This is a genomic window from Nocardioides gilvus (genome assembly GCF_003194605.1).
Classification (GTDB): Bacteria; Actinomycetota; Actinomycetes; order Propionibacteriales; family Nocardioidaceae; genus Nocardioides; species Nocardioides gilvus.
Map to the genome: position 1 here is coordinate 298,206 of NZ_QHKY01000003.1, position 25,686 is coordinate 323,891.

The 25,686-nt window shown below is 68.1% G+C and carries 19 protein-coding genes and 1 tRNA gene; 4 read left to right on the forward strand and 16 right to left on the reverse strand.

Translation table 11 applies throughout. The features are described from left to right. Nucleotides 1-5: 5 nt before the first annotated feature. Both DNK52_RS10350 and DNK52_RS10355 read right to left on the reverse strand, forming a co-directional pair. Nucleotides 6-914, reverse strand: coding sequence for an esterase-like activity of phytase family protein (locus tag DNK52_RS10350; protein WP_110240917.1), 909 nt, complete (start codon nt 912-914; stop codon nt 6-8). Next, entirely contained in the window at nt 886-2,130 is a 1,245-nt protein-coding gene (locus DNK52_RS10355) for a class I SAM-dependent methyltransferase (protein ID WP_110240918.1), read from the reverse strand. Before DNK52_RS10355 ends, DNK52_RS10350 begins: the two co-directional genes overlap by 29 nt. Nucleotides 2,131-2,252: 122 nt before the next feature. On the opposite strand from DNK52_RS10355, the gene DNK52_RS10360 reads away from it, so the two are divergent. Further along, nucleotides 2,253-3,476: a hypothetical protein gene (locus DNK52_RS10360; RefSeq protein WP_162598724.1), complete on the forward strand. Its 1,224-nt coding sequence runs from the start codon at nt 2,253-2,255 to the stop codon at nt 3,474-3,476. Nucleotides 3,477-3,485: 9 nt separating this feature from the next. Then, entirely contained in the window at nt 3,486-4,715 is a 1,230-nt protein-coding gene (locus tag DNK52_RS10365) for a hypothetical protein (RefSeq protein WP_110240920.1), read from the forward strand. A 119-nt stretch (nt 4,716-4,834) separates the two neighbouring features. Here DNK52_RS10365 and DNK52_RS10370 read toward each other — a convergent pair whose 3' ends face one another. The 9 genes from DNK52_RS10370 to rplJ form a co-directional block, all read right to left on the reverse strand. Beyond that, the gene (locus tag DNK52_RS10370; RefSeq protein WP_110240921.1) at nt 4,835-7,609 is read right to left on the reverse strand and encodes an FAD-binding and (Fe-S)-binding domain-containing protein; all 2,775 of its coding nucleotides are present in this window, start codon (nt 7,607-7,609) and stop codon (nt 4,835-4,837) included. Then, nucleotides 7,609-8,112 carry a DUF1648 domain-containing protein gene (locus DNK52_RS10375; protein ID WP_110240922.1) on the reverse strand — a complete coding sequence of 168 codons (504 nt, stop codon included), beginning with the start codon at nt 8,110-8,112 and terminating at the stop codon, nt 7,609-7,611. The genes DNK52_RS10370 and DNK52_RS10375 overlap by 1 nt, the downstream gene beginning before the upstream one ends. Then, nucleotides 8,109-9,044 carry an NUDIX hydrolase gene (locus DNK52_RS10380; RefSeq protein ID WP_110240923.1) on the reverse strand — a complete coding sequence of 312 codons (936 nt, stop codon included), beginning with the start codon at nt 9,042-9,044 and terminating at the stop codon, nt 8,109-8,111. Before DNK52_RS10380 ends, DNK52_RS10375 begins: the two co-directional genes overlap by 4 nt. Nucleotides 9,045-9,053: 9 nt before the next feature. Beyond that, nucleotides 9,054-9,914 (reverse strand): lysophospholipid acyltransferase family protein, encoded by an 861-nt coding sequence (locus tag DNK52_RS10385; RefSeq protein ID WP_162598725.1) that lies wholly within the window; start codon nt 9,912-9,914, stop codon nt 9,054-9,056. A 32-nt stretch (nt 9,915-9,946) separates the two neighbouring features. Further along, nucleotides 9,947-11,218, reverse strand: coding sequence for a geranylgeranyl reductase family protein (locus DNK52_RS10390; RefSeq protein WP_110240925.1), 1,272 nt, complete (start codon nt 11,216-11,218; stop codon nt 9,947-9,949). Between the two features lie 99 nt (nt 11,219-11,317). Further along, nucleotides 11,318-15,211 (reverse strand): DNA-directed RNA polymerase subunit beta', encoded by a 3,894-nt coding sequence (locus DNK52_RS10395; protein ID WP_110240926.1) that lies wholly within the window; start codon nt 15,209-15,211, stop codon nt 11,318-11,320. 20 nt (nt 15,212-15,231) lie between these two features. Beyond that, nucleotides 15,232-18,774 (reverse strand): DNA-directed RNA polymerase subunit beta, encoded by a 3,543-nt coding sequence (gene rpoB, locus DNK52_RS10400; RefSeq protein ID WP_110240927.1) that lies wholly within the window; start codon nt 18,772-18,774, stop codon nt 15,232-15,234. A gap of 331 nt (nt 18,775-19,105) precedes the next feature. Further along, nucleotides 19,106-19,492: a 50S ribosomal protein L7/L12 gene (rplL, locus tag DNK52_RS10405; protein ID WP_110240928.1), complete on the reverse strand. Its 387-nt coding sequence runs from the start codon at nt 19,490-19,492 to the stop codon at nt 19,106-19,108. 83 nt (nt 19,493-19,575) lie between these two features. After that, on the reverse strand, nt 19,576-20,241 hold the full coding sequence (rplJ, locus tag DNK52_RS10410) for a 50S ribosomal protein L10 (protein ID WP_110240929.1): 666 nt from the start codon (nt 20,239-20,241) through the stop codon (nt 19,576-19,578). Nucleotides 20,242-20,578: 337 nt separating this feature from the next. Between rplJ and DNK52_RS10415 the strand changes: the two genes are divergently transcribed. Next, nucleotides 20,579-21,574, forward strand: coding sequence for a DnaB-like helicase C-terminal domain-containing protein (locus DNK52_RS10415; RefSeq protein ID WP_110240930.1), 996 nt, complete (start codon nt 20,579-20,581; stop codon nt 21,572-21,574). 105 nt (nt 21,575-21,679) lie between these two features. Here DNK52_RS10415 and rplA read toward each other — a convergent pair whose 3' ends face one another. The 5 genes from rplA to DNK52_RS10440 all read right to left on the reverse strand — a co-directional run bounded on the left by rplA (nt 21,680) and on the right by DNK52_RS10440 (nt 24,269). Then, complete coding sequence (gene rplA / locus DNK52_RS10420; protein ID WP_110240931.1) at nt 21,680-22,399, reverse strand: 50S ribosomal protein L1; 720 nt, start codon at nt 22,397-22,399, stop codon at nt 21,680-21,682. Nucleotides 22,400-22,482: 83 nt separating this feature from the next. Then, entirely contained in the window at nt 22,483-22,911 is a 429-nt protein-coding gene (rplK, locus tag DNK52_RS10425) for a 50S ribosomal protein L11 (RefSeq protein ID WP_110240932.1), read from the reverse strand. Nucleotides 22,912-23,037: 126 nt separating this feature from the next. Then, nucleotides 23,038-23,826 carry a transcription termination/antitermination protein NusG gene (gene nusG, locus DNK52_RS10430; protein WP_110241200.1) on the reverse strand — a complete coding sequence of 263 codons (789 nt, stop codon included), beginning with the start codon at nt 23,824-23,826 and terminating at the stop codon, nt 23,038-23,040. Nucleotides 23,827-23,886: 60 nt separating this feature from the next. Beyond that, on the reverse strand, nt 23,887-24,129 hold the full coding sequence (secE, locus tag DNK52_RS10435) for a preprotein translocase subunit SecE (RefSeq protein WP_110240933.1): 243 nt from the start codon (nt 24,127-24,129) through the stop codon (nt 23,887-23,889). A 67-nt stretch (nt 24,130-24,196) separates the two neighbouring features. Continuing rightward, nucleotides 24,197-24,269: transfer RNA gene (locus tag DNK52_RS10440), tRNA-Trp, on the reverse strand. Between the two features lie 118 nt (nt 24,270-24,387). Here DNK52_RS10440 and DNK52_RS10445 point away from each other — a divergent pair. Beyond that, the gene (locus DNK52_RS10445) at nt 24,388-25,620 is read left to right on the forward strand and encodes a pyridoxal phosphate-dependent aminotransferase (RefSeq protein ID WP_110241201.1); all 1,233 of its coding nucleotides are present in this window, start codon (nt 24,388-24,390) and stop codon (nt 25,618-25,620) included. The last annotated feature ends 66 nt before the right edge of the window (nt 25,621-25,686 follow it).

Here is a 25,686-nt window from a genome sequence, read left to right on the forward strand (position 1 = left end):
CGTCTTCAGCCCAGGCGCGCGAAGAAGGCCCGGAGCCGTGCCCAGATCCCGCTCGGGGTGAGGCCTGTCCGCTCCTGCAGCTCCGGCGGCAGCTCCACCCTCAGCACCGGTCGGTCCCGTCCCTCGGTGCTGATGAAGATGTCGCCGGCCTCGGAGACGGCCAGCCCCTCCCCCTGGGGCTGCTTGGGGAGCTCGAAACTGCCCAGCACCTCCCAGCTCGGATAGCTCAACAGCTGGGCGTGCGTGTAGTTGCGCAGCAGGACGAAGTCGCCCGACGGCAGGAACGCACCGTCGGTGACCAGGGGCGGGACGTCGGCCTCCAGCACGAGCTCCTGGGGTCCCTCGGCCTTACCGTCATCGGTCGGCGGGACTGCGTACGCCTGACCGCCCATCGCCCCCTTGGTGATGACGAAGAGCCGGCCGTTCTGCGGATGGCGCAGCAGCGCTTCCGCGTCGCGCGGACGGTCCGGATAGACCAGTTCGCGACGCTGCGGTGACCGTGCCGTGCGATCTCCCTCGCCGACCGGCACCCGAGTCAGGATGATCGAGGCCCGATCGAACCCGTTGTCCCCGATGTCGCCGACCCAGACGTGACCATCGCTGGCCGGGGTGAGCGCCTCGATGTCCCTGGGCCCTGGTGACCAGGTGGTCACGCCGGCCGTGTCTCCGGTGTCGGGGTCGAGCGTGAAGACCCGCGCCTCGTCGCCGCTGTCGTTGACGGTCGTGAAGAGGGTGCGTCCGTCGATCTCCTGGGCCGTGAGCCCCGACGATTCGACGATGCGGTGGTCGGTGACCGTGAAGGCCTCCTTGGCCTCCGGCGGTTCGTCGGCGCTGGCCGCGCCGAGCGCGAACGGCACTGTGAGGACGAGGGCGACCAGCGCGCCCTCAGCCCTGCGTCGCGTCCTGCTCGTCACGGGAGTCAGCTCCGTCGAGCAACTCGGCCAGCTTCGGGGTGATGCCCCACGTCGACACCAGCTCCTCGTACTCCTTGCGCACGCCATCGCCCTTGACCTTCCCGCCGGTGCGGGTCGCCCGGAGCAGGGTGTTGCGCGGGGTGTGGGCGGACTCGACGAACTCGACCACGTCGACGCGGTAGCCCTCGAGGCGCATCAGCGATGCCCGCAACCCGTCGGTGAGGGTGTCGGCGAAGCGTTCGCGCAGGATGCCGTGGCGGGTGAGGGCGGCGTACGGGGCCGGGGTCGGGGCCTTGCGCAGCTGCGCGGCGACGTCGTGGTGGCAGCACGGGGCGGCCAGCACCAGCGAGGCGCCCCACTCGACGGCCCGGGCCAGGGCCTCGTCGGTGGCCGTGTCGCAGGCGTGCAGGGCGAGGACCACGTCGGGGGCCTGTTCGAGCGCGGCGTCGGCGATCGAGCCGACCACGAAGGTGGCCTCGATCCCCAGCTCGGCCGCGACCCGGGTGTTGTGGTCAGCCGACTGCTGCTTGACGTCGACGCCGGTGACGACGACGGGCAACTTGCGTACGTGGGTGAGGTAGCGCTGGGCGGCGAAGGTCAGGTAGGCGTTGCCGCAACCGAGGTCGACGATCCGCAGCGGCTCCTCGGGGGTGCCGCGGCGCAGGTTGCCCTTCGCCAACGCATCGCTGATCGACGAGTCCAGCAGCCGGAGGAACTCCTCCACCTGTCGGTACTTGGCCTGCCGCGTCGGCTTGATCTTGCCCTCTGCCGTGGAGATGCCGACGGCGACGAGCACCGGGTCGTCCTCGGAGAGCAGGCGCTCCTTGTCGCGGTCGTGGCCGCGGGCGACCTCGACCTCCTCGGCGCGCGCGGAGGTGTGCACCATCGCCTCGAGCTTCTTGGTCACCCGGATCTGGTGCTGCTCGGTGGTGGTCTCGACGTGCCAGTTGCCGAACGGTTCGTCGAGCAGGGTGTCCAGCACTTCGCGCAGGTCACCATCGGGGGCGTGGTTGGAGGTGTGGGCCTGGGTCTCGTCATAACGCACGACCTGCAGGTGACGACCGGCCTTGAGGTCGACCCACCGCAGCTCGACGCGCTTCCACGCGGGCTGGGTGCCCTTCTGGCGACCTGAGGCCACCGCCTTGACCAGCACGTCGGGGTCGAGGATCAGCATGCGCATCCGCATCAGCGCTCGGAGGAGAGGTTCAGCAGCCATCGTCCACCCCCTACTTCACGAGCGCGGCGATGATGGCGAGCAGGACGAGGGCCCCCAACGACACCGGGATGATGAGACGACGCTGGCGGGGGGACATGCCTCCGATCCTAGACTCGCGGCCCATGAACCCAGACATCGTGCAGATCGCTGGCTGGTTCCGGCCCCACCCCGACCGGATCCTGCGCCCCGACGAGGTCGCGACGACCCTGCGCGCGGCGGGGCTCAGCGGCGCGGTGGGGGCCCCCAGCTCGACCGGAGACCTCCCGCTGGTGGTGGCGGCCCAAGAGCGGCGTCCGCTCGTGGTGCCGGGCACCGCGCAACTTCTCGTCGATGCGCTCGCCGAGGTCGCGGAGGCCACCAGGGGCGCGATCATGCTCACCGATGAACAGACGCTGGTGACTCCTCCCAGCATGGAGGACGACTGGCAGGCGGTGCTCGACTCCGACGAACGCCCCGACCCCGCCAACACGAACCCGCCCGACGTGCTGCTGGCCCGGCTCGACCCCGATCTGCTGCCGATGCTGGCCCGTGACGTCGGCTGCCCCTTCATCTGGGAGCGCGCCGAGGGTTACGTCGTCGTCGCCTTCGAGGAGCCGTCGGCGACTCTGCACGAGCACGGATTCACGAAGCCCGAGCTGCCCGTGGTGGCGCTGAGCCTGATCGGGGGTCGGCGCCACCTGAGCGTGCTGCTGGCTCGCGGGGTGCTGCCGGGCACGACCCTGTCGCGCCAGGAGCATTGGGCCCTCACCCAAGCACCCGAGACCGTCGAGGAGCCGGCGATGCGCGCCATGCTCGACGAGTTCGCGGTCCGTCATGTCACCCCCGAGGCCGTCATCGAGGCGCTGCTCGAGTCGCCACACCTGCCTCACGCCGAGGAGATGCTGCTGCGCGAAGCCCTGGTGGCCCCCGACGACGAGCACTGGTCCGCTCGGGTCCTGACCGCCCTGGGCCTTCCGACCCACGCGGCCGACATCCACGAGGGCCGCGCCATCCTCGCCGCCCCTGCGCGGGTGGAACCCCAGGGCCTGAAGGAAGTCCTGCGCAGTGCGCTGGGCGAGCGCGGATCGGCGGACGAAGAGGAGTGGAGCCGGCGCGGTCTCGGAGGTCGTCTGCAGCTCGCGCTCCTCCGCTTCCCCGTGCTGACGGTCGTGGTGATCCTTCTCGAACTCGCGCTGGCCGGCTTCATGACCAACTGGTTGCTCGGTACTGACGAACGTCCCTGGTGGTACTGGCTGGGTTGGGTGACGGTGCTGGCGCTCGTGGTCGATGCCGTGGCGGACACCGTGCTGCTGCTCCGCCGGCGGCGGAGCCCAGAACCCGCTGGACCTGGTGGGCCCGGTCGCTAGGCTCGCTCCATGAGCATCTCGCCCGCCGCAGTCACCCTGCGACCCTTCCTCGGCTGGTTGCACCCCGACGTCGAGGGCCGGATCGACCACGAGGCGGTGCTGCGTCACCTGCGGGAGCAGCGGGTGCTCGGCGCGGTCCAGTCGAGCGACCCCGGCGTCGAAGGTCTGTGCAGCATCGTGCTCCTGCTCGACGACGTCGAGCGGATCCAGGTCGTACGGGACGGCAAGGTCGCTGCGGGAGCACCACTGAGCCGCTTCGGTCCCGAACTCGCCGAAATCCTGGGTCTCGACCTCGAGATCGCCGGGGACTACTTCGAGGACCCGGCGCGCGTGTTCGACGAGGATGGCGAGGGGCCGGAAGGGTTCGACCTCGAAGCCCTCATCGGTGAGCAGGAGAGCGACCCCACCCACGACGTACTCGTCTCCCGCGTGGTGGAGAGCTCCTTGCCCGCCCTCGCCCACTCGCTGAAGTCCTCCCTCTCGGCCGGTCACGAGGACGGCTGGACCGTGATCCACTTCGACGATGCCTGGGTCGACCTCTCCGAGCACGGCTGGATGCCCGGCGACCTGCCGGCCGTACGCCTCTCCCGGGTCGACGACACCCGGCACATCCAGGTGCTCACTGCCTGGAACGATCCGGTCGGTCTCTTCCTGACCCGTCGGCCGGACCTGACGGCGACGTTCACTGCGGCCGAGGTCGACCACGCCGGCCTGGCAGAGCTGACCAACCCCCACCTCTCCCCCGACTCCGACACCGTCGCGCTGCTCACCACCCGGCGCTTCCGCGACCTCGACGCCACAGCCCTGACCGACGCGCTGCAGAGCCCGATGGACGACCGTTGGGTCAACCGGGTGCTCGCCGCGATGGGACTGCCCACCCTGGCCGGAGATCTCCTCGAGGGTCGCCGCGAGCTCACCGCTCCGACTCGGGTCGAGTTCTCCTCGGGCTGGCGTGCGCTGCTCGACACGGTGGTCCGTTACGTCGATGCCCCAGCTTCAGAGGTCTCCCGTCGCACCCCGATCGGCAAGTTCTACGCCAAGGTCTACGGATCCACCCCGCTGGGCGTGGCCACCGTGGCCGTGGAGACCGTGGCCGGTGCCGCACTGTTGGCCCGGAGCCGTCGCGCCGGCACGGGCGCGGGTGCCAGGCGGGCTCTCGTGGGCGGCGCCAGCTTCCTGCTGGTCGACGCGGTCAGCGGCCTCACGATCATCGGGCGCCGGGCCCTCGGCTCGCACTGAGCCTCAGCACGTCCACCGGCATCCTCACACCCGGCGCCGAAAACCCACTGTGCGGTGGATTGGTGTCACCCAGTGACACCAATCCACCGCACTGATCGTTTTCCGGGCAACACCACGGCTCATGGCCTCGGCGGCGTGTGACCCGCCAGGAGCTCGGCCAGGTGCAACGCGCGGCGGTCTGCCAGGTCCTCGACCTGGGTCCGGCACGACATCCCGTCGGCCAGCACGATCGCGTCGGGGTGAGCGCGTAACGCAGGCAGCAGGTGGGTCTCCGCCACCGCGACCGAGACCTCGTGGTGTCCACGCTCCACCCCGAAGTTGCCAGCCAGCCCGCAACAACCGTCGACCCGTACGACCTCGGCACCGGCTCGGCGCAGCAACGCCTCGTCGGCCTCCCACCCGAGCACCGCGTACTGGTGGCAGTGCGGCTGCGCAACCAGCCGTACGCCGGTGAGGTCAGGCGGCACGTAGTCGTGGCGAGTCAGCAGCTCGGCCAACGTCACCGCCGCTGACGCCACCCCGCGCGCCGCAGCCGGGTCGCTCGCCAGCCGCAGCGCGTCACTGCGCAGCGTGGCCAGGCAGGAGGGCTCGAGCGCCAGGATCGGGCTGCCACTGGCGGCGTACGGCCCCAGCGTCTGGACCAGGGCGTCGACATTGCGGGTGGCGGCCTCCAACTGACCCGTGCTGATGTACGTCAGTCCGCAGCAGGCGCGGTCGTCGATCACCGAGGCCGTGAGTCCGATCGAGGCAAGCACACGAATGGCGGCGTGCGCGGTGGCGGGCCCGAAATGGTCGGTGAAGGTGTCGGCCCAGATCCACACGTCGGGCTGTTCCACCTGCTCTGCTCCCGAGCGCAGGGTCGTCGGCGCCAGCTCCGGAAGGCCGCGGCGCTGGTCGACGCCGGCGGCTGCCTTGGCGATCCGCGCCACCGGGCCCCTGCCTGCAGCCAGCGGGAGGAGCCGTCGCAGGGGTGAGTCGAGCAGCGCCGGCAGGCGACCCAGCGTGTGGTGCGTACGCGGCCGCCTCAGCCAGCCGCGGATCCCACGGTGTCGCTGGGCGAGGACCTCCGACTTGAGCGTGGCCATGTCGACGCCGGTCGGACAGTCGCTCGCGCAGGCCTTGCAGGAGAGGCAGAGGTCGAGGGCTGCTGCGACCGCGTCGTCCGCCAGCCCGTCCAGGCTCCCGCGGCTGTCGAGCGCCTCCTGCAGCACCCGCGCCCGGCCGCGGGTGGAGTCCTTCTCGTCCCGGGTCGCCTGCCATGACGGACACATGACACCGGGCGAGTGGGCCGAGACGCACTTGCCGACCCCGGTGCAGCGGTGGGCCTCGGCGGCCAGGTCGTCGACCAGGCGCAGGCCGGGGACCGTACGGACAGCTCTGGCGGGTCGCAGGTCGGCGTCGAAGGGCACAGGGTCGACCAGGACGCCGGGGTTGAGCAGGTTGTCGGGGTCGGCGATCGCCTTGACCGCGGAGAAGAGCGCGAGCGAGCGTTCGTCGTACATCAGCGGCAACAACTCGGAGCGGGCCCGGCCGTCGCCGTGCTCGCCCGACAACGAACCACCGTGGGCGACCAACGAGGTGGCGCAGGCGGTGACGAAGTCGCGGAAGCGTGCCGGCCCGTCACTGAAGTCGAAGTCGATGCGGACGTGCACGCAACCGTCGCCGAAGTGGCCGTACGGCACCCCGTTGAGACGGTGCTCGACGAGCAGTGCCTCGAACTCGCGCAGCCAGGCGCCCAACTTCTCCGGCGGCACCGCGGCGTCCTCCCACCCCGAAAGGGCCGGTCGAGCCAGCGAGCGGGCGGCCAACCCCGCGCCGTCCTCACGGATCCGCCACAGGCGTGTCTGCGCGCCCGCGTCCGTCACCACCTCGGCCGCCAACGCCCCGGCGGTCGCGACGAGGGTGCGTACCCGCTCCCCCACCTGCCCGAGATCGTCACCCACGATCTCCGCGAAGAGCCATCCACCGCCGCGCGGCAGTGGGGGCGCCGACGGCACCAGGGCGACGATCCGGGAGTCGAGCCCTTCGCAGGCCACCAGCCCCGGCACCTCCAGGAGCGCCGGGACCGCATCGGCGGCGTCGACCATCGACGGATACCCGAGCACCACGAGGTGCCGGACGGGGGCCTCGCGCACCAGACGTACGGTCGCGGCCGTGACCAGGGCGAGCGTGCCCTCGGAGCCCACCACGAAGCGCTCCGGGCGGAGTCGTTCGGGCAGCAGGTGCTCGAGGGAGTAGCCGCTGACCTGTCGGGAGAAGCGACCGAAGTGCGTACGGACGTGGCCCAGGTCGCCAGCCACCAACGCCGCCAGCTCGGCAGCGACTCCGCTCAACGGCTCTCCCGGGGCCAGTCGCGCGGCCTCGCCGGTCCCCCAGAGCACGTCGAGGGCCCCGACGTTGTCGCTCGTACGTCCATGCCCCAGCGCCCGGGAGCCGCACGCGTTGTTGCCGATCATCCCGCCGATGGTGCAACGAGTGTGCGTCGAGGGGTCCGGGCCGAAGCGCCAGCCCGCGGCCAGCGCCCGCTGCTGGAGGTCGGCGTGGACGACGCCGGGCTCGACGACCGCCAGGCCCGCCTCGATGTCGAGGCTCCGGATCGCGCTGAGGTGCCGCGAGGTGTCCACAACGATGCCGGTGCCGATGGCGTTGCCGGCGATCGAGGTGCCCGCGCCTCGCATCGTCAGCGGCGTACGCGACTCGCGGGCCACGGCCAGCACGGCTGCCAGCTCGTCGGTGTGGCGCGGGCGTACGACGACCTGCGGCAGCACCCGGTAGAGCGACGCATCCGCGGAGTAGAGGGCGCGGTCCAGGTCCGTGGCGCCGATGTCCGTGAGCCCGGCGCGACGCAGGGCTGCGACGAGCTCGTCACTGCCGGTCGCCGCGGTCGGGCTCATCAGACCTCGGGGACGTCGCGGTAGAACTTCTGCCGCTGCCAGATACCCACGGCACCGGCGGCGGTCAGCACCACGATGACCGCGATCGCGGCCCCGCTCAACCCGCCACCCATGTCGCCGCGGCGTACCGAGAGGACCATCAGGGGCATCATCGCGGTGAGCAGCGCCATCGACCAGACCCCGGTCAGTGCGATGTCCTCGGCGAGCCGGGCCCGCGCGAGCGACTCGTTCTCCGGGAGCATCCAGTACTCCTTGCGCGGCATGTTGATCATCGACCAGTGGAGGCGGTCCGCCCCCGAGGTCAGCCACGCCATGAAGGCCCACAGGGCGATCACTATCCCGCCGAAGATGCCACAGAGTTCGTTGCGGGTGCCCCAGTTGTCGGCCTCGCCGCCCGCGCCGAAGTGCACCGGGATCCGACCGGACGGCATCGACTGCCAGGAGAGCGCGAGCACGGTCATCGCGAAGACCAGGCTCAGCCACATCCAACGCATTGGGGTCATGCCGGCTCCTCGTCTCCGTCCGCGCCCACCAGCCCGAGCGCATGGGTGACCACGTCGAGCACCTGGAGCTCGCCGGCCTCGATCCGGGACAGGGGGACGTACGCCACCTCGGCGGTGGTGCCGTCGACCTCTGCCAGGTGGGGCTCGGCGTCGGCGGCCAGCGTGGCCGCGAAGATCAGGTGGACACCGTGGAAGTCCTCGAGCCGACCGTCGGGAGCTGTCCCGGTGAAGTGCACGTCGTGCACGTCAAGGAGGGCTCCGACCTCGGCCTCGACGCCGCACTCCTCGCGGATCTCCCGAGCCAGGGCGTGCGCGGGAGACTCCCCGTGGTCGACCCCGCCGCCGGGCAACGTCCAGGACCCGGAGTGGAAGCCTCGCGCCGAGATCTTCGTCAACAACACCTCGGGGCCCGCGTCACCGTCGCGGGTGACGAGGCCGTACGCCGCCAGTCGCTGCAGCCGGGTGGGCTGCAGGTCTCCGAGTGCCTGGGCGACCATCGCGAAGACCGGGACGCGTCCACTGAGCACGTCGTCGATCGGCTTCCAGGCCGCCTCGACGGTCGAGCCGTCGACCTCCATGACCTGCGGCTCGGGCGAATCCTTCGCCACCCATCCCTCGTAGACGATCCGCAACGCGTGGGAGTCGACCATCCGCCCGTCGCGGCGCACGCTGGGCAGATAGGCGGAGTAGACCCGCGCGGTCGGCGCGATCGCCGCCTCCAGACCGGTCTCCTCGTAGACCTCGCGCACCACCGCGTCACGGGGGTCCTCGCCATGGTCCAGACCGCCGCCGGGGAGCGTCCAACGCTCCTGGGGCGAGATGCGTTCGGCCACGCGACTCAGCAGGATCTCGTCCACCCCGGAGGCCAACGTCCGCCGGATCACCGCATAGGCGGCCACCCGTTGGTGGCGCGGCAGAGCGGAGGAATTCATGGGTCAAACCTAGGCGATGACCCCAGAGCCGCCGGCCGGCGCGTCGCGCAGGGTCTCGGGTTGGGTCTCGGGTTGGGGTCCCCAGCTGACCGGGACCGCGCTGCGAGGGCTGTTGTCCCACTGTGCTGCTTCCACGCGACACGGGGCATGGCCGCCGAGGTGGGCCGGGTGCCAGGGCGCGTACTCCCCGGGTCGCGGTTGGTGGTGGGCCAAGGTCTGCAACCCCTCCAGCATCTCCGTGAGGCGGACCCCGAGCTTGACGGTCCACTCGGTGAGGTCCTCGCCGGGCCCGACCGTGAGCGGCTCGCCGAAGTGCAGGTCCACCCGGCGGCGTCGGGTCCAGTCCGGGGACGGCTCCTTGCCTCCCAGCACTCCGCCCTCGGGGCGACCGACGCTGTAGATCCGTTGGATGCCCCACAGTGCGGTCGGGATCACCAGCGCCCCGGTCTCGCGGGCCAGCGCGGCCACCCCGCGCATCAACGGGCGCACCGTGTACGAGTAGGAGATCCCGGCCTCCGGGAAGAGCGCGATCGACTGGCCTTCGGCCAGCAGCCGGCGGGCGTGCAGATAGGCCCCCGCAGGTGCCGCCCGGTCGACGGGGACGTGCTGCATCCGGGTCATCGGACCGGTGAGCCCGCGCGGGTGCCACACATCGTGCCGCGTCAGGAAGCGAGGGAACCTGCCGCGCGTGCGGGCCGCCAACGCGATGGGCAACGAGTCGCCGTACGAGACGTGGGTGCTGGCGATGATCACTGGCCCCTCCGTCGGGACGTGCTCCACACCGCGCGTCTCGATCCGTACGCCGAGGGCGCGCACGGCCCCCCGGCACAGCGCTGTCGCCACCCGGTAGTCGAGCTCCCTGTTCGCCACGCGCCCCATCGTCGCCGCTGGCAGTGCCGGATTCAGGAGAACGGGGGGCGCGCGTCGCGAGCGATCGACTGCCTGCCCGCCCAGCGCCACACGCGTGCTGCCCGGTCGCGGTCCTCGTCGGTCACGATGTTGCCCATCCAGCGCAGGGCCAGGGTCATCATGAAGTCCGAGCGCATCCCGATCGGGCCCAGCGCGGTGATCACCTTGGGGCGGGTGGCGACACCGGCGAGCCGCCGGGCGATCGAGAACGCCTCGCCGTACCGCTCGGTGAGCAGCGCGGGCCAGGCCTCGAGCAGGGAGTGCTCAGGGGCGGTGCCGAAGGAGGCGAGCAGGTCGGCCAGCACCCGACCGGTCTCGAGTCCGTAGTCGATGCCCTCGCCGTTGAGCGGGTTGACGCACGCGGCCGCGTCACCGATGAGCGCCCAGTTGCGCCCGGCGACGTTGCTGACCGCACCACCCATCGGGAGCAGGGCCGAGGCCTCGGCCCGCAGCTCGCCGGTGAGGGCGAACTCGTCGCGGATCTGCCCGGCGTAGAAGCGCATCAGTGGCTTCACCGCAATCTCCGCGGGACGCGCGGCGGTCGCCAGGGCACCCGCACCGAGGTTGACCTCACCGTTGCCGAGCGGGAAGACCCAGCCGTAGCCCGAGAGCGCCTTGCCGGACTCGTCGCGCAGCTCGAGGTGCGAGGAGATCCACGGGTCGTCGGAGCGCTCGGAGGTGACGTACGAACGGCCCGCGACCCCGTAGACGGTGTCGCGGTGCCACTCCCGGCCCAGCATCTTGCCGAGGGGGGAACGTACGCCGTCGGCCACCACCAGCCACCGGCAACGGACCTCGGTGCGTACGCCGTCGTGGTCCAGCACGACGGCGGCGACCCGGTCGCCGTCCATCACCACGTCGACGGCCTTCGCGCCGTCGATGGCGGTGGCGCCGGACTTGATCGCGGCCGTACGCAGGTGGTCGTCGAGCTCGGTGCGGGCCACCGCCGACCCCCACGTCGGGAGGTCGCCGCTGACCTCGGGCCAGGGCAGCTCGAGACGCTGTCCGAAGCCGTGCGCGCGCAGCCCCTGGTTGACGGTGTGGGCGCGGAGCCAGTCCTCGAGGCCGAGGGCCTGGAGCTCATGGATGGCGCGGGGTGTCAGTCCGTCGCCACAGGTCTTGTCCCGCGGGAAGATCGCGGAGTCGACCAGGAGGGTCTCCAGGCCGTGACGGGCGGCCCAGGCAGCGGCGCCGGAGCCGGCAGGACCGGCGCCGACGACGAGGACGTCGGTGTGGGAGGGCAAAGAGGGCGCAGAGGCGGACACGCCCAGAATTCTCTCAGGCCGGGGGTGATCGCACCGAAATGGCACGAGGGCCGACCCCGCGTGAGCGGAGCCGACCCTCGTGGGTGAAGCGCGACTGAATCAGTTCTGGTAGGAACCGAAGTCGAAGTCGTCCAGCGCGACGGCCTGGCCGCCACCCTGTCCGAAGTCGTAGTCGTAGTCGTAGCCGGTGACCTGGTAGGCAGCCGCACGGGCTTCCTCGGTCGGCTCGACGCGGATGTTGCGGTAGCGCTCCAGACCGGTACCGGCCGGGATGAGCTTTCCGATGATCACGTTCTCCTTCAGACCCAGGAGCGAGTCCGAACGACCGTTGATCGCCGCGTCGGTGAGCACTCGGGTCGTCTCCTGGAAGGAGGCGGCCGAGAGCCACGACTCGGTGGCCAGCGATGCCTTGGTGATACCCATCAGCTCGGCACGACCCGAGGCCGGCTTGCCGCCCTCGGAGACCACGCGACGGTTCTCCTCCTCGAAGCGGGCACGGTCGACGAGGTCGGACGGGAGCAGGTTCGTCTCGCCGGACTCGATGACCGTGACGCGACGCAGCATCTGGCGCACGATGATCTCGATGTGCTTGTCGTGGATCGACACACCCTGGCTGCGGTAGACCTGCTGGACCTCGTCCACCAGGTGCTGCTGCGCACGACGGATACCCAGGACCCGGAGGACCTCCTTGGGGTCCGGCGTACCGAAGGTGAGCAGGTCGCCGACCTCGATGTGGTCGCCGTCCGTGACACGCAGACGCGAACGCTTCGAGACCGGGTACTCGATCGGGTCGGACCCGTCGTCGGGGGTCACGATGACCTTGCGCGACTTGTCCGTGTCCTCGATCTCGACACGGCCAGCAGCCTCCGAGATCGGAGCCATACCCTTCGGGGAACGGGCCTCGAAGAGCTCGACCACACGGGGCAGACCCTGCGTGATGTCGTCCGCGGAGGCCACACCACCGGTGTGGAAGGTACGCATGGTCAGCTGCGTGCCGGGCTCACCGATCGACTGGGCCGCGATGATGCCGACGGCCTCACCGATGTCGACCAGCAGGCCGGTGGCCAGTGAACGGCCGTAGCACTTCGCGCAGGTACCGGTCTTGGCGTCGCAGGTCAGCACGGAGCGGACCTTCACCTCGATGATGCCTGCGGAGACGAGCTCGTCGATCTTGACGTCGCCCAGGTCCTCACCGGCGCCTGCGAGGACCTCGCCGCTCTCCGGGTGGGTGACCTCGACGGCAGCCGCACGGGCGTACGCCGAGGTCTCGGCGTTCTCGTGCTTGACGACGACGCCGTCCTCACGGACCTCCCCGATGATCTTGACCAGACCACGCTCGGTGCCGCAGTCGTCCTCACGGATGATGACGTCCTGCGAGACGTCCACCAGACGACGGGTCAGGTAACCCGAGTCAGCGGTACGCAGAGCGGTGTCGGCGAGACCCTTGCGAGCACCGTGGGTCGAGATGAAGTACTCGAGCACGGAGAGGCCTTCACGGAAGTTGGCCTTGATCGGGCGCGGGATGATCTCGCCCTTCGGGTTGGCCACCAGACCACGCATGGCGGCAACCTGGCGGATCTGCATCATGTTTCCGGATGCGCCCGAGTCGACCATCATGTAGATCGGGTTGCGACGGTCGAAGTTCTTCTCCATCGCCTGCGCGACCTCGTTGGAGGCCTCGGTCCAGATCTCGATGAGCTCCTGACGACGCTCCTCGTCGGTGACCAGACCACGCTCGAACTGCTTCTGCACCTTCTCCGCCTTGGCCTCGTAGCCCGAGAGGATCTCGGCCTTCGAGTCCGGCGTGGTGACGTCGTCGATGGAGACGGTCACACCGGAGCGCGTGGCCCAGTGGAAACCGGCGTCCTTGAGGGCGTCCAGGGAAGCAGCGACCTCGACCTTGGTGTAGCGCTCGGCCAGGTCGTTGACGATCGTGCCGAGACGCTTCTTGCCGACCTCTTCGTTGACGAAGGCGTAGTCCGCCGGGAGCGTGTCGTTGAAGATCGTGCGGCCCAGGGTGGTGTCGAGGGTGATCGAGTCGCCCTCGCTCCAGCCCGCGGGGACCGGCAGGCCCGTCGGCGAGATGATGTCGTTGAGACGGATCTTGACCTTCGACTGCAACGTGATCTCGCCCCGGTCGAAGGCCATGATGGCCTCGGCCTGCGACGAGAAGGCACGACCCTCGCCGAGCTCACCGTCACGATCGGTGGTCAGGAAGAACAGACCCACGATCATGTCCTGGGTCGGCATCGTCACCGGGCGACCGTCGGACGGCTTCAGGATGTTGTTCGTCGACAGCATCAGGATCCGGGCCTCGGCCTGGGCCTCGGCGGACAGGGGCAGGTGGACCGCCATCTGGTCACCGTCGAAGTCAGCGTTGAACGCGGTGCAGACCAGGGGGTGGATCTGGATGGCCTTGCCCTCGATCAGCTGGGGCTCGAACGCCTGGATGCCGAGACGGTGCAGCGTGGGCGCACGGTTCAGCAGGACCGGGTGCTCGGTGATGACCTCTTCGAGGACGTCCCAGACCACTGCGAAGCGAGGACCACCGGAGGTCGCGCGCTCCACCATCCGCTTGGCGGACTTGATGTTCTGCGCGTGGCTCAGGTCGACCAGGCGCTTCATCACGAACGGCTTGAAGAGCTCCAAGGCCATCTGCTTGGGCAGACCGCACTGGTGCAGCTTCAACTGCGGACCGGAGACGATGACCGAACGACCGGAGTAGTCGACGCGCTTGCCGAGCAGGTTCTGACGGAAACGACCCTGCTTGCCCTTGAGCATGTCGGAGATCGACTTCAACGGACGGTTACCGGGGCCCGTGACCGGGCGACCACGACGGCCGTTGTCGAAGAGGCTGTCAACAGCTTCCTGAAGCATGCGCTTCTCGTTGTTGACGATGATCTCCGGCGCACCGAGGTCGAGCAGACGCTTGAGTCGGTTGTTCCGGTTGATGACGCGGCGGTACAGGTCGTTGAGGTCGGAGGTCGCGAAGCGACCACCGTCCAGCTGGACCATCGGACGCAGGTCCGGCGGGATGACCGGGACGGCGTCGAGCACCATGCCGATCGGCTGGTTGCCGGTCTTGCGGAAGGCGTCGACGACCTTGAGGCGCTTGAGGGCGCGGACCTTCTTCTGGCCCTTGCCGTTGGCGATGGTGTCGCGCAGCGACTCCACCTCGGCGGCGATGTCGAAGTCCTGGAGGCGCTTCTGGATCGCCGTGGCGCCCATGTGGCCCTCGAAGTACTTGCCGAACCAGTTCTTCATCTCGCGGTACAGGATCTCGTCACCGAGCAGGTCCTGGACCTTGAGGTTCTTGAACGTGGACCAGATCTCCTCGAGGCGGTTGAGCTCGATGTCGGAGCGCTTGCGCACTGCCGCCATCTCGCGCTCCGCGCCGTCCTTCACCTTGCGGCGCTGGTCGGCCTTGGCGCCCTCGGCCTCGAGAGCTGCGAGGTCTTCCTCGAGCTTCTTGGCACGGTCGTCGATCATCGAGTCGCGACGCTTCTCGAGACGCTCCCGCTCCAGGCCGACCTTGTTCTCCAAGGAGGACATGTCCTGGTGGCGAGCGTCCTCGTCGACGGAGGTGATCATGTACGCCGCGAAGTAGATGACCTTCTCGAGGTCCTTCGGGGCGAGGTCGAGCAGGTAGCCGAGTCGCGACGGGACACCCTTGAAGTACCAGATGTGGGTGACCGGCGCGGCCAGCTCGATGTGGCCCATCCGTTCACGACGCACCTTGGAGCGGGTGACCTCTACGCCACAACGCTCACAGATGATGCCCTTGAAGCGGACGCGCTTGTACTTGCCGCAGTAGCACTCCCAGTCCCGGGTCGGGCCGAAGATCTTCTCGCAGAAGAGTCCGTCGCGCTCGGGCTTGAGGGTGCGGTAGTTGATGGTTTCGGGCTTCTTGACCTCGCCGTGGCTCCACTCGCGGATGGAGTCCGCGGTGGCCAGGGAGATCTGGATCTGGTCGAAGAAATTGACGTCGAGCACTGTGTTGATTCCCTACCTTCTCAAACTTCTTCGACGGAGCTGGGCTCGCGACGGGACAGGTCGATGCCAAGCTCCTCGGCTGCACGGAAGACGTCGTCCTCGGCATCCTTCAACGAGATGGGGGAACCGTCCTGCGACAGCACCTCGACGTTGAGGCAGAGCGACTGCATCTCCTTGATGAGAACCTTGAACGACTCGGGGATGCCGGAGTCGGGGATGTTCTCACCCTTCACGATCGCTTCGTAGACCTTGACGCGACCGGGCACGTCGTCGGACTTGATGGTCAACAGCTCCTGGAGCGCGTAGGCAGCGCCGTACGCCTCCATCGCCCAGACCTCCATCTCACCGAAGCGCTGGCCACCGAACTGGGCCTTACCGCCGAGCGGCTGCTGGGTGATCATGGAGTACGGGCCGGTCGAACGAGCGTGGATCTTGTCGTCAACCAGGTGGTGGAGCTTGAGGATGTACATGTAGCCGACCGAGACCGGGTCCGGGAACGGCTCGCCGGAGCGGCCGTCGAACAGGTTGGCCTTTCCGGTCTCGTCGATCACGCGGTCACCGTCACGGTTCAGCAGGGTCGAGCCCAGCAGACCGGTGATCTCGTCCTCGCGCGCACCGTCGAAGACCGGGGTGGCGACCTTGGAGTTGGCCTCCCCCGTCTCGGCGCCGATCGAGATCAGGCGCTGCTTCCAGGCGGTGTCGGACTTGTCCTCGTGCAGGTTGAGGTCCCAACCCTGCTTGGCGAGCCAACCGAGGTGGAGCTCGAGGATCTGACCGATGTTCATACGACGCGGGACACCGAGCGGGTTCAGGACCACGTCGACCGGGGTGCCGTCCTCCATGAAGGGCATGTCCTCGACCGGCAGGATCTTGGCGATGACGCCCTTGTTGCCGTGACGACCGGCGAGCTTGTCACCCACCGAGATCTTGCGCTTCTGGGCCACGTAGACGCGGACCAGCTCGTTGACGCCGGGCGGGAGCTCGTCGCCGTCCTCGCGGTTGAACACGCGGACGCCGATGACCGTGCCGGACTCACCGTGCGGGACCTTCATCGAGGTGTCGCGCACCTCGCGCGCCTTCTCACCGAAGATCGCGCGGAGCAGACGCTCCTCAGGGGTCAGCTCGGTCTCGCCCTTCGGCGTGACCTTGCCGACGAGGATGTCACCGGGGGTGACCTCGGCGCCGATGCGGATGATGCCGCGCTCGTCGAGGTCGGCCAGACCCTCCTCGGAGATGTTCGGGATGTCCCGGGTGATCTCCTCAGGGCCGAGCTTGGTGTCACGCGCGTCGACCTCGTGCTCCTCGATGTGGATCGAGGTGAGGACGTCTTCCTGGACCAGACGCTGGCTCAGGATGATGGCGTCCTCGTAGTTGTGACCCTGCCAAGGCATGAAGGCCACGAGGAGGTTGGTGCCCAGCGCCATCTCGGCCTTGTCGGTGCAGGGGCCGTCGGCGATCGGCGTACCGACCTCGAGACGGTCACCCTCGATGACGAGCGGGCGCTGGTTGATGCAGGTGCCCTGGTTGGAGCGCTTGAACTTCGCGAGGCGGTACGAGGAGTACGTGCCGTCGTCGTTCATCGTCTCGATCAGGTCGGCGGAGACCGACTTGACGACACCGGCGGTCTCGGAGACGACCACGTCGCCCGCGTCGACCGCTGCGCGGTACTCCATGCCGGTGCCGACGATCGGGCTGTCGCTGGTGATCAGCGGGACGGCCTGGCGCTGCATGTTGGCACCCATGAGGGCCCGGTTGGCGTCGTCGTGCTCCAGGAAGGGAATCAGCGCGGTGGCGACCGAGACCATCTGGCGCGGCGAGACGTCCATGTAGTCGACGTCGCCGGCCAGGATCTCGGAGACCTCGCCGCCCTTCTGGCGGACCAGGACACGCTCGGTGACGAACTTGCCACCTGCGTCGATCTGCGCGTTGGCCTGCGCGATGACGTAACGGTCCTCGTCGTCGGCCGTCAGGTAGTGGACGGTGTCGGTGACGACACCCTCGACGACCTTGCGGTACGGCGTCTCGATGAAGCCGAAGGGGTTGATCCGACCGTAGGAGGCGAGCGAACCGATCAGACCGATGTTCGGGCCTTCAGGGGTTTCGATCGGGCACATGCGGCCGTAGTGCGACGGGTGGACGTCACGGACCTCCATGCCGGCGCGGTCACGGGACAGACCACCGGGACCGAGCGCGGAGAGACGACGCTTGTGCGTCAGCCCGGCGATCGGGTTGGTCTGGTCCATGAACTGCGACAGCTGCGAGGTCCCGAAGAACTCCTTCAGCGCCGCCACGACGGGACGGATGTTGATCAGGGACTGCGGCGTGATGGCCTCGACGTCCTGGGTGGTCATGCGCTCACGCACGACACGCTCCATGCGAGCCAGGCCCGTACGGAGCTGGTTCTGGATCAGCTCGCCGACCGTGCGCATACGACGGTTGCCGAAGTGGTCGATGTCGTCGGCGAAGACCTTCACGGGCTTCTCGTCGACACCGATGATGACGTTGCCCGTCGGGTCGAGCAGGTCAGCCGGCTCGACCGGGACACCGCTGGCGTGCAGCTGCACGATGTAGCGGATGGCCTGGACGATGTCCTGGATGGTCAGCGTCTGCTGGTCGAACGGCTGGTCGAGACCGAGCTTCTTGTTGATCTTGTAGCGACCGACCTTGGCCAGGTCGTAACGCTTCGGGTTGAAGTAGTAGTTCTTCAACAGCGTCAGCGCGGCCTCACGCGTGGGCGGCTCGCCCGGGCGCAGCTTGCGGTAGATGTCGAGCAGCGCGTCGTCCGGCCCCTGGGTGTTGTCCTTCTCCTCAGTGAGCTGGATCGACTCGTACTGGCGGAGCTCGGCCATGACCGACTCGTAGTCGTACGGCTCGCCCTCGTAGTCCTCTTCGCTCGCCAGCGCCTGGAGCGCCTTGAGGAGGACGGTGACGTTCTGCTTGCGCTTGCGGTCGAGGCGGACGCCGACCAGGTCGCGCTTGTCGATCTCGAACTCGAGCCAGGCACCACGCGAAGGGATCACCTTCGAGGTGTAGATGTCCTTGTCGGACGTCTTGTCAGCGGTGCGCTCGAAGTAGGCACCCGGCGAGCGGACCAACTGGGAGACGACGACACGCTCGGTGCCGTTGATGATGAACGTGCCCTTGCGCGTCATCATCGGGAACTCACCCATGAAGACGGTCTGGGCCTTGATCTCACCGGTGGTGTTGTTCATGAACTCGGCGGACACGTAGAGGGGGCGCGAGAAGGTGAAGTCCTTCTCCTTGCACTCCTCCTCGGTGTACTTCGGGTCCACGAAGACCGGGTTCTCGAAGGACAGCGACATGGTGTCGTTGAAGTCCTCGATGGGGGAGATCTCTTCGAAGATCTCTTCGAGGCCCGACTTCTCAGAGGTGTCCTCGCCAGCTGCCTTGCGGGCGGCGACGGTCTCGTCCCAGACCTCGTCACCGATCAGCCAGTGAAAGCTGTCGGTCTGGAGGGCCAGGAGAGGGGGAACCTCGAGGGGCTCGTTGATCTTTGCGAAAGAGATGCGACGGGGGTTACCAGCGGAGCTGCGCGCGGCCAAGATGTGCGTCCTTCGAAATCATCGCTGAAGGTGATATGGCGCCTCCGACCACTACAGCACCCCTCCGGACAGGGTGAGAGCATATGAGGGCAGGCGCAAAGATTGACCCTATCGCACAACACGCGTCGTCGCCAATGGGCTCAGGACAAGACTTCGGTCACAGCGGGACAGGAGCCCGGGCCGAAGGTGTGTCGCTCTCGCAGATGAGGATGCCCTCGAACCTTCCGCAGGTCAAGCGGAACCCGCCACACAGCGTGGAAAAGACCGAAGACGGCCACCCCGAGGGGTGACCGTCTCCTGGTTGCTCCGAGGAGCGGGGTTCAGCGATGCGTCACTTGAGGGTGACGGAGGCGCCGGCGCCTTCGAGGGCTTCCTTCGCCTTCTCGGCCGTGGCCTTGTCGACACCCTCGAGGATGGCCTTGGGAGCGGCCTCGACGAGCTCCTTGGCCTCCTTCAGTCCGAGGGAGGTCAGGGCGCGCACCTCCTTGATGACGTTGATCTTCTTGTCGCCAGCGGCGTCGAGGACGACGTCGAACTCGTCCTTCTCAGCCTCGGCCTCGGCACCCGCGCCAGCAGCGGCGGCGGGGGCGGCAGCGGCGACGGGGGCAGCGGCGGTGACGCCGAAGGTGTCCTCGAACTCCTTCACGAACTCGGAGAGCTCGATGAGGGTCATCTCCTTGAAAGCTTCGAGGAGCTCTGCGGTGCTGAGCTTCGCCATGTCGGCGGTTCCTTCCATTCGGTGGTCAGCCCGGTTGTGCCGGGCCGACCGAGGGTTTCAGGTGGTGTACGTCGACCTGTGGATCAGGCGTCAGTGGACTCGGCAGCAGCGTCAGCGGCTTCGGCGGAGTCGGCTTCGGATGCGGAAGCCTCCTCTGCGTCAGCAGCATCGGCGTCAGCCGGAGCGTCCTCGGCAGCGGCCGGCGTGCCGGCACCACCTGCGAGGATTGAGGGGTCCTGCTCTGCCTTGGCCTGCAGGGCGCCGGCGAGCCGGGCAGCCTGCGAGAGCGGGGCGTTGAGCAGGTAGACGGCCTGGGAGAGGCTGGCCAGCATTGCGCCGGCCATCTTGCCCAGGAGCACCTCGCGCGACTCGAGATCGGCCAGCTTGGCGATCTCGGCAGCGTCGAGGATGTTTCCGTCCAGGACACCGCCCTTGATGACAAGGGCGGGGTTTGCCTTGGCAAAGTCACGCAGACCCTTGGCCGCCTCGACAACGTCACCTTCGATGAAGGCGATGGCAGTCGGGCCGACCAGCAGGTCGTCAAAGCCGGAGATGCCCACCTCATTGGCGGCAATCTTGGCCAGCGTGTTCTTGACCACGGCGTAGTTGGCGTTCTCGCCGAGGGAGCGCCGCAGTTCCTGCAGCTGCTTCACGGTGAGACCGCGGTACTCGGTCAGCACAGCGCCAGCAGAACCGTTGAATGACTCAACGATGTCTGCGACGGCTGCTGCCTTTTCTGGCCGCGCCATGGGTCTCCTTCCGGACTACGCTCGAAGACGTACCGGCTGGCCCGAGAACGACGAACGCCCCGGGCACAGGGCCCAGGGCGTGGGGAACATTGAAGTTCCTGCTCTGGCACCTGCGCTGGTCGTCCCGAACTGCGGAACCTTAGGCCTCGGCCATCCCTGGGGACGGACTCGACCACCGGCGGTCTCTGGTTACAGGGAGTGACTCTAGGGGGCTGCGACGCGGGAGCCAAATCGGCGCAGACCCCGGACCCACGACGCATCGCCACCCGGGTGCGGCCAACCCACCAACTACCTCGTTCGCCCGACATCGCGCCTGGACGCATGGTGAAATCCTTGCGTGGACCCCCAGTTGACCCCCCTCAACCAGGTGCTCGAACGTGTGGACAACCGTCTCCTCTCCCCCGAGGCCGACGTCCGCATCTGGAGCACCGGCTTTCCGCTGCTCGACGAGGCCCTCGGCGGCGGGCTCCGATCAGGCTCCCTCAATCTTCTCGCCGGATCACAGGGCGAGGGCAAGACCACCTTCGCCCTGCAGATCGCGCGACAGTGCGCCAAGGGCGGCCAGCCAGTCCTCTTCTTCTCGTTCGAGCTGGAGGCCGAGGCGTTGTTGCAGAAGATGGTCTCCGCCGAGGCCGCGGAGGTGGCCGAGGAACTCCCCGCCACCGTCAACCAGGTCCGCGCCGCCTTCGAGGGCTCCGACGGCGGCACGGGGGGCCTGCCCGAGCGACTCAGCCGCTACAACGGGGGCCTGGACGCCCTCGCGATGGTGAGCGAGTACGCGCCACACCTGCACATCCACCGCTCCACCACCACGTCCACCACCCTCGAGGTCCTCGCCTCGACGGTCAAGGAGGTGACCGCCGAGCACGGTGTGCCACCGCTGGTCGTCGTGGACTACCTGCAGAAGGTGCGCCCCGTCGTCACCATGGAGGAGGAAGCCGCCGTCACCCACGTGACCGAGCGACTCAAGGACCTCGCCATCGACCACGCCTGCCCGGTCCTGGCCATCTCGGCCTCGGACCGCGCCGGGCTCGAGCCGGGTCAGCGCATGCGGGCTCGCAACATGAAGGGCTCCACTGCGTTGGCCTACGAGGCGGACGTGGTGCTCATCCTCGCCAACAAGGCAGACATCGTGGCCCGCCACCACTTGATGTACTCGACCAACAACGGCGAGCACTTCCGCGAGTGGACGGTCTGCACGATCGAGAAGAACCGCTCGGGCCGCACCGGAGCCGAGGTCGAGTTCAAGAAGGAGTTCATCTCGGGGCGCTTCGTGCCCGACGGGGCCGTCGTCAGTGAGGACCTCGTGGACGAGCGCGTCTTCGTGGAGTGAGGTCGCGTCGATCGGTTGGTGGGAGACCGATCGCCGCTCTTGTCCCACGACAGTGAAAGGCCGGCCACCCCAGAGGGTGGCCGGCCTTTCAGTGCGTTGAGTGGGTCAGGCCTGCGCCTCGTCCTCGACTGCGACGTTCTTGACGCGGTTGGCGTCGACCTGGATGCCGGGGCCCATGGTCGTCGACACGGTGATCTTCTTGATGTAGCGGCCCTTGGAGCTGGCCGGCTTCAGACGAAGCACCTCGTCGAGTGCCGCGGCGTAGTTCTCCGCGAGCTGGACCTCGGAGAAGGAGGCCTTGCCGATGATGAAGTGCAGGTTGGAGTGACGGTCCGCGCGGAACTCGATCTTTCCACCCTTGATGTCGTTGACAGCCTTCGCGACGTCCGGCGTCACGGTGCCGGTCTTCGGGTTCGGCATGAGCGAACGCGGACCGAGCACGCGGCCGAGACGACCGACCTTGCCCATCATGTCCGGGGTCGCCACGACGGCGTCGAAGTCCAGCCAGCCGCCGGCGACCTTCTCGATGAGCTCGTCGCCACCGACGAAGTCGGCGCCGGCCTCGCGGGCGGCCTCGGCCTTCTCGGCGTTGGCGAACACGAGGACGCGGGCGGTCTTGCCGGTGCCGTTGGGCAGGTTGACCGTGCCACGGACCATCTGGTCGGCCTTGCGCGGGTCGATGCCCAGGCGCATGACGACGTCAACGGTCTCGTCGAACTTCTTCTTGCTGTTGTCCTTGGCGATCTTGATCGCGGTGAACGGGGAGAAGATCTCGTTCTTGTCGAACTTCTCGGCCGCTGCGCGGTAGCTCTTGCTGCGCTGCATGTCTGGTAACTCGATTCTTTCCAGTGTGGTCAATGAGCCAGCGCGGCTCTGCCACGGGGTGTGGAACAGGGAAGGTGAGGAGGTCAGTCGGTGGTGACGCCCATGGAGCGGGCGGTCCCCTCGACGATCTTCATCGCCTGGTCGATGTCGTTGGCGTTGAGGTCAGGCAGCTTGGTGGTCGCGATCTCGCGCACCTGCTCCTTCGTCAGCTTGCCGACCTTCTCCTTGTGGGGGACACCCGAACCCTTGGCCAGGCCAGCGGCCTTCTTGATCAGCTCTGCAGCCGGCGGGGTCTTGGTGACGAAGGTGAACGAACGGTCCTCGTAGATGGTGATCTCGACGGGGATGACGTTGCCGCGCATCGACTCGGTCTGCGCGTTGTAGGCCTTGCAGAAGTCCATGATGTTGACACCGTGCGGACCGAGAGCGGTACCGACCGGCGGAGCCGGAGTCGCGGAGCCAGCGTTCAGCTGCACCTTGACCAGGGCTGCGATCTTCTTCTTGGGAGGCATTGTTTGAGATCCTTCTGATGTGTACGTCGTGGTCTTGTCGAGCTCTGGCGGGACTGGCCCGTCAGCGCTCTGCCACCTGGGTGTTGCTGGTCTTGCTGGGACCGCTCACGCGGCCTGCTGAGTGTGTCAGACCTTCTGGATCTGGCTGAAACTCAGCTCGACCGGGGTCTCCCGGCCGAAGATCTCGACGAGGGCCTTGACCCTCTGCGACTCACCGTTGATCTCGGTGATCGTGGCGTGCAACGTGGCGAACGGACCGTCGACCACCATGACGGAGTCGTCGACGGAGAAGTCGGCGACCTCGACGGGCTTCTTGGAGGCGGCGCCACCGGTGCCCTTGCCGCCGGCTGCTTCGGCCTCTGCCTCGGCAGCGGCGACGGCGCTCGGGGCGAGCATCGACTCGACCTCGCTCATCGACAGCGGCACGGGGTTGTGGGCGTTGCCCACGAAGCCGGTGACCGACGGCGTGTGGCGCACGGCCGACCAGGACTCGTCGGTCAGGTCCATGCGGACCAGCACGTAACCGGGCAGGACGGTGCGGGTGACCATCTTGCGCTGGCCGTTCTTGATCTCGGCCACCTCTTCGGTCGGCACGACGATCTCGTGGATGTACTCACCCATGTCGAGGGCCTGGATGCGGTTCTCGAGGTTGGCCTTCACCCGCTTCTCCATGCCGGAGTAGGTGTGGATGACGAACCAGTCGCCCGGCTTGGCCCACAGCTCGCGCTGGAAGGCCTCGAGGGGATCGATCTCCTCGGGCGTCGACTCCTCGGACCCAGCGGTCGCCTCGTCGGCGGAGGAAGCCTCGTCGGCCTCCTCGGCCTGGTCGACCCCGTCAGCCTCCGGGAGGTTCTCCTCGGGGATGGCGTCGAGGTCGCCCTCGTTGGGCTCTTGCGAGTCGTTGTGCTCAGACACGTACTGCTCCGTCACTTGTTCCGCTGATTGCTGGCGATGGGCCGGGATGGCCGGGACCGGTCAGGACGTCCCGCCGGTGAACATCCAGAAGGTCAGCTTCCCGAACCCGAGGTCGAGCAGGGAGATGATCGTCATCATCACGATCACGAAGACCATCACCACGATGAAGTAGGTGATGAGTTGCTGCTGGGTCGGCCACACGACCTTGCGCAACTCCGCCACCACCTGGCGAAGGAACGTGACCGGGTCGGTGCGGGCGGCACGCTTGTCACCGCTCGGCCCTTGAGCCTGTGCGTCTGACACGTTGCCTCCATGTGGATATCGACGAGTTGAAGCCGGATGTCCTTGCCTTCGAACATCTCACGCTTTGCAGGGCACGAGGGACTTGAACCCCCAACCTTCGGTTTTGGAGACCGATGCTCTGCCAGTTGAGCTAGTGCCCTCCGACGGATCCCCCTCAACTCTGCCCGGTGGGGGGCAGGGCTCAGCATGTGGGAGAACCACCAGTCGAAGAGTGTACGGGGCTGCGGTGGTCAGGTCCAAACGCCCTACGATGTGTTCATGACCGAGTCTTCCACCCCCACCCCCACCAGCACGCCCCGCGACAAGCGCGTCTCCACCCGCGTCGCCGCCATCGCCGAGTCGGCCACGCTCAAGGTGGACGCCAAGGCCAAGGCACTCAAGGCCGAGGGGCGCCCGGTCATCGGCTTCGGTGCCGGTGAGCCCGACTTCCCGACCCCGGACTACGTCGTCGACGCAGCGGTCGAGGCGTGCCGTGACCCGAAGAACCATCGCTACACCCCGGCCGGTGGTCTCCCCGAGCTCAAGCAGGCCATCGTCGACAAGACGAAGCGCGACAGCGGCTACGTGGTGGAGCCCGCCCAGGTCCTCGTGACCAACGGTGGCAAGCAGGCCATCTACGAGGCCTTCGCCGCGATGCTGGACCCGGGCGACGAGGTCATCGTCCCGGCTCCCTACTGGACCACCTACCCCGAGGCGATCGCGCTGGCCGGCGGCGTCCCCGTCGACGTCCTGGCCGACGAGACCCAGGACTACAAGGTCACCGTCGCCCAGCTCGAGGCGGCGCGTACGACGCGTACGAAGGTCCTGCTCTTCGTCTCCCCGTCCAACCCGACCGGCGCGGTCTACACCGCCGACGAGATCCGCGAGATCGGCGCCTGGGTCGAGGCCAACAACCTGTGGGTCCTGACCGACGAGATCTACGAGCACCTGGTCTATGACGGCGTCGAGACCGGTTCCCTGCCCGTCCTGTGCCCCGAGCTCGCCGACCACTGCGTCGTCGTCAACGGTGTCGCCAAGACGTACGCCATGACCGGTTGGCGCGTGGGCTGGATCATCGGGCCCAAGGACATCGTCAAGGCTGCCGGCAACCTGCAGTCGCACGCGACCTCCAACGTGGCCAACGTGTCGCAGCGTGCCGCGATCGCCGCGGTCTCCGGCGACCTGACCGCGGTCGACGAGATGAAGGTGGCCTTCGACCGTCGCCGCAAGAAGATGGTCGAGATGCTCAACGCCATCGAGGGCGTCTACTGCCCGACCCCGCTGGGCGCCTTCTACGCCTACCCCTCGGTCAAGGGCCTGCTCAACAAGACCTACGACGGCAAGACGATCTCCACCTCCGCCGAGCTGAGCGAGTACATCCTCGACAAGGCCGAGGTCGCGATCGTGCCCGGCGAGGCGTTCGGCTCCCCGGGCTACCTGCGCCTCTCGTACGCGCTCGGCGACGACGACCTGGTCGAGGGCGTCAGCCGTCTGCAGAAGCTCTTCGCCTGAGTCCTGGCAGCACCACAGCAGCACCACAACAGCACCACCGGCACCGAGAAGGGGCGCTCCGTCAGG

What these genes read in the sequence shown, in the direction of transcription:
- DNK52_RS10355 (WP_110240918.1), bottom strand. Translation starts at nt 2,130, where the DNA reads ATGGCTGCTGAACCTCTCCTCCGAGCGCTGATGCGGATGCGCATGCTG.
- DNK52_RS10360 (WP_162598724.1), top strand. Translation starts at nt 2,253, where the DNA reads ATGAACCCAGACATCGTGCAGATCGCTGGCTGGTTCCGGCCCCACCCC.
- DNK52_RS10365 (WP_110240920.1), top strand. Translation starts at nt 3,486, where the DNA reads ATGAGCATCTCGCCCGCCGCAGTCACCCTGCGACCCTTCCTCGGCTGG.
- DNK52_RS10370 (WP_110240921.1), bottom strand. Translation starts at nt 7,609, where the DNA reads ATGAGCCCGACCGCGGCGACCGGCAGTGACGAGCTCGTCGCAGCCCTG.
- DNK52_RS10375 (WP_110240922.1), bottom strand. Translation starts at nt 8,112, where the DNA reads ATGACCCCAATGCGTTGGATGTGGCTGAGCCTGGTCTTCGCGATGACC.
- DNK52_RS10380 (WP_110240923.1), bottom strand. Translation starts at nt 9,044, where the DNA reads ATGAATTCCTCCGCTCTGCCGCGCCACCAACGGGTGGCCGCCTATGCG.
- rplL (WP_110240928.1), bottom strand. Translation starts at nt 19,492, where the DNA reads ATGGCGAAGCTCAGCACCGCAGAGCTCCTCGAAGCTTTCAAGGAGATG.
- rplJ (WP_110240929.1), bottom strand. Translation starts at nt 20,241, where the DNA reads ATGGCGCGGCCAGAAAAGGCAGCAGCCGTCGCAGACATCGTTGAGTCA.
- rplA (WP_110240931.1), bottom strand. Translation starts at nt 22,399, where the DNA reads ATGCAGCGCAGCAAGAGCTACCGCGCAGCGGCCGAGAAGTTCGACAAG.
- rplK (WP_110240932.1), bottom strand. Translation starts at nt 22,911, where the DNA reads ATGCCTCCCAAGAAGAAGATCGCAGCCCTGGTCAAGGTGCAGCTGAAC.
- DNK52_RS10445 (WP_110241201.1), top strand. Translation starts at nt 24,388, where the DNA reads ATGACCGAGTCTTCCACCCCCACCCCCACCAGCACGCCCCGCGACAAG.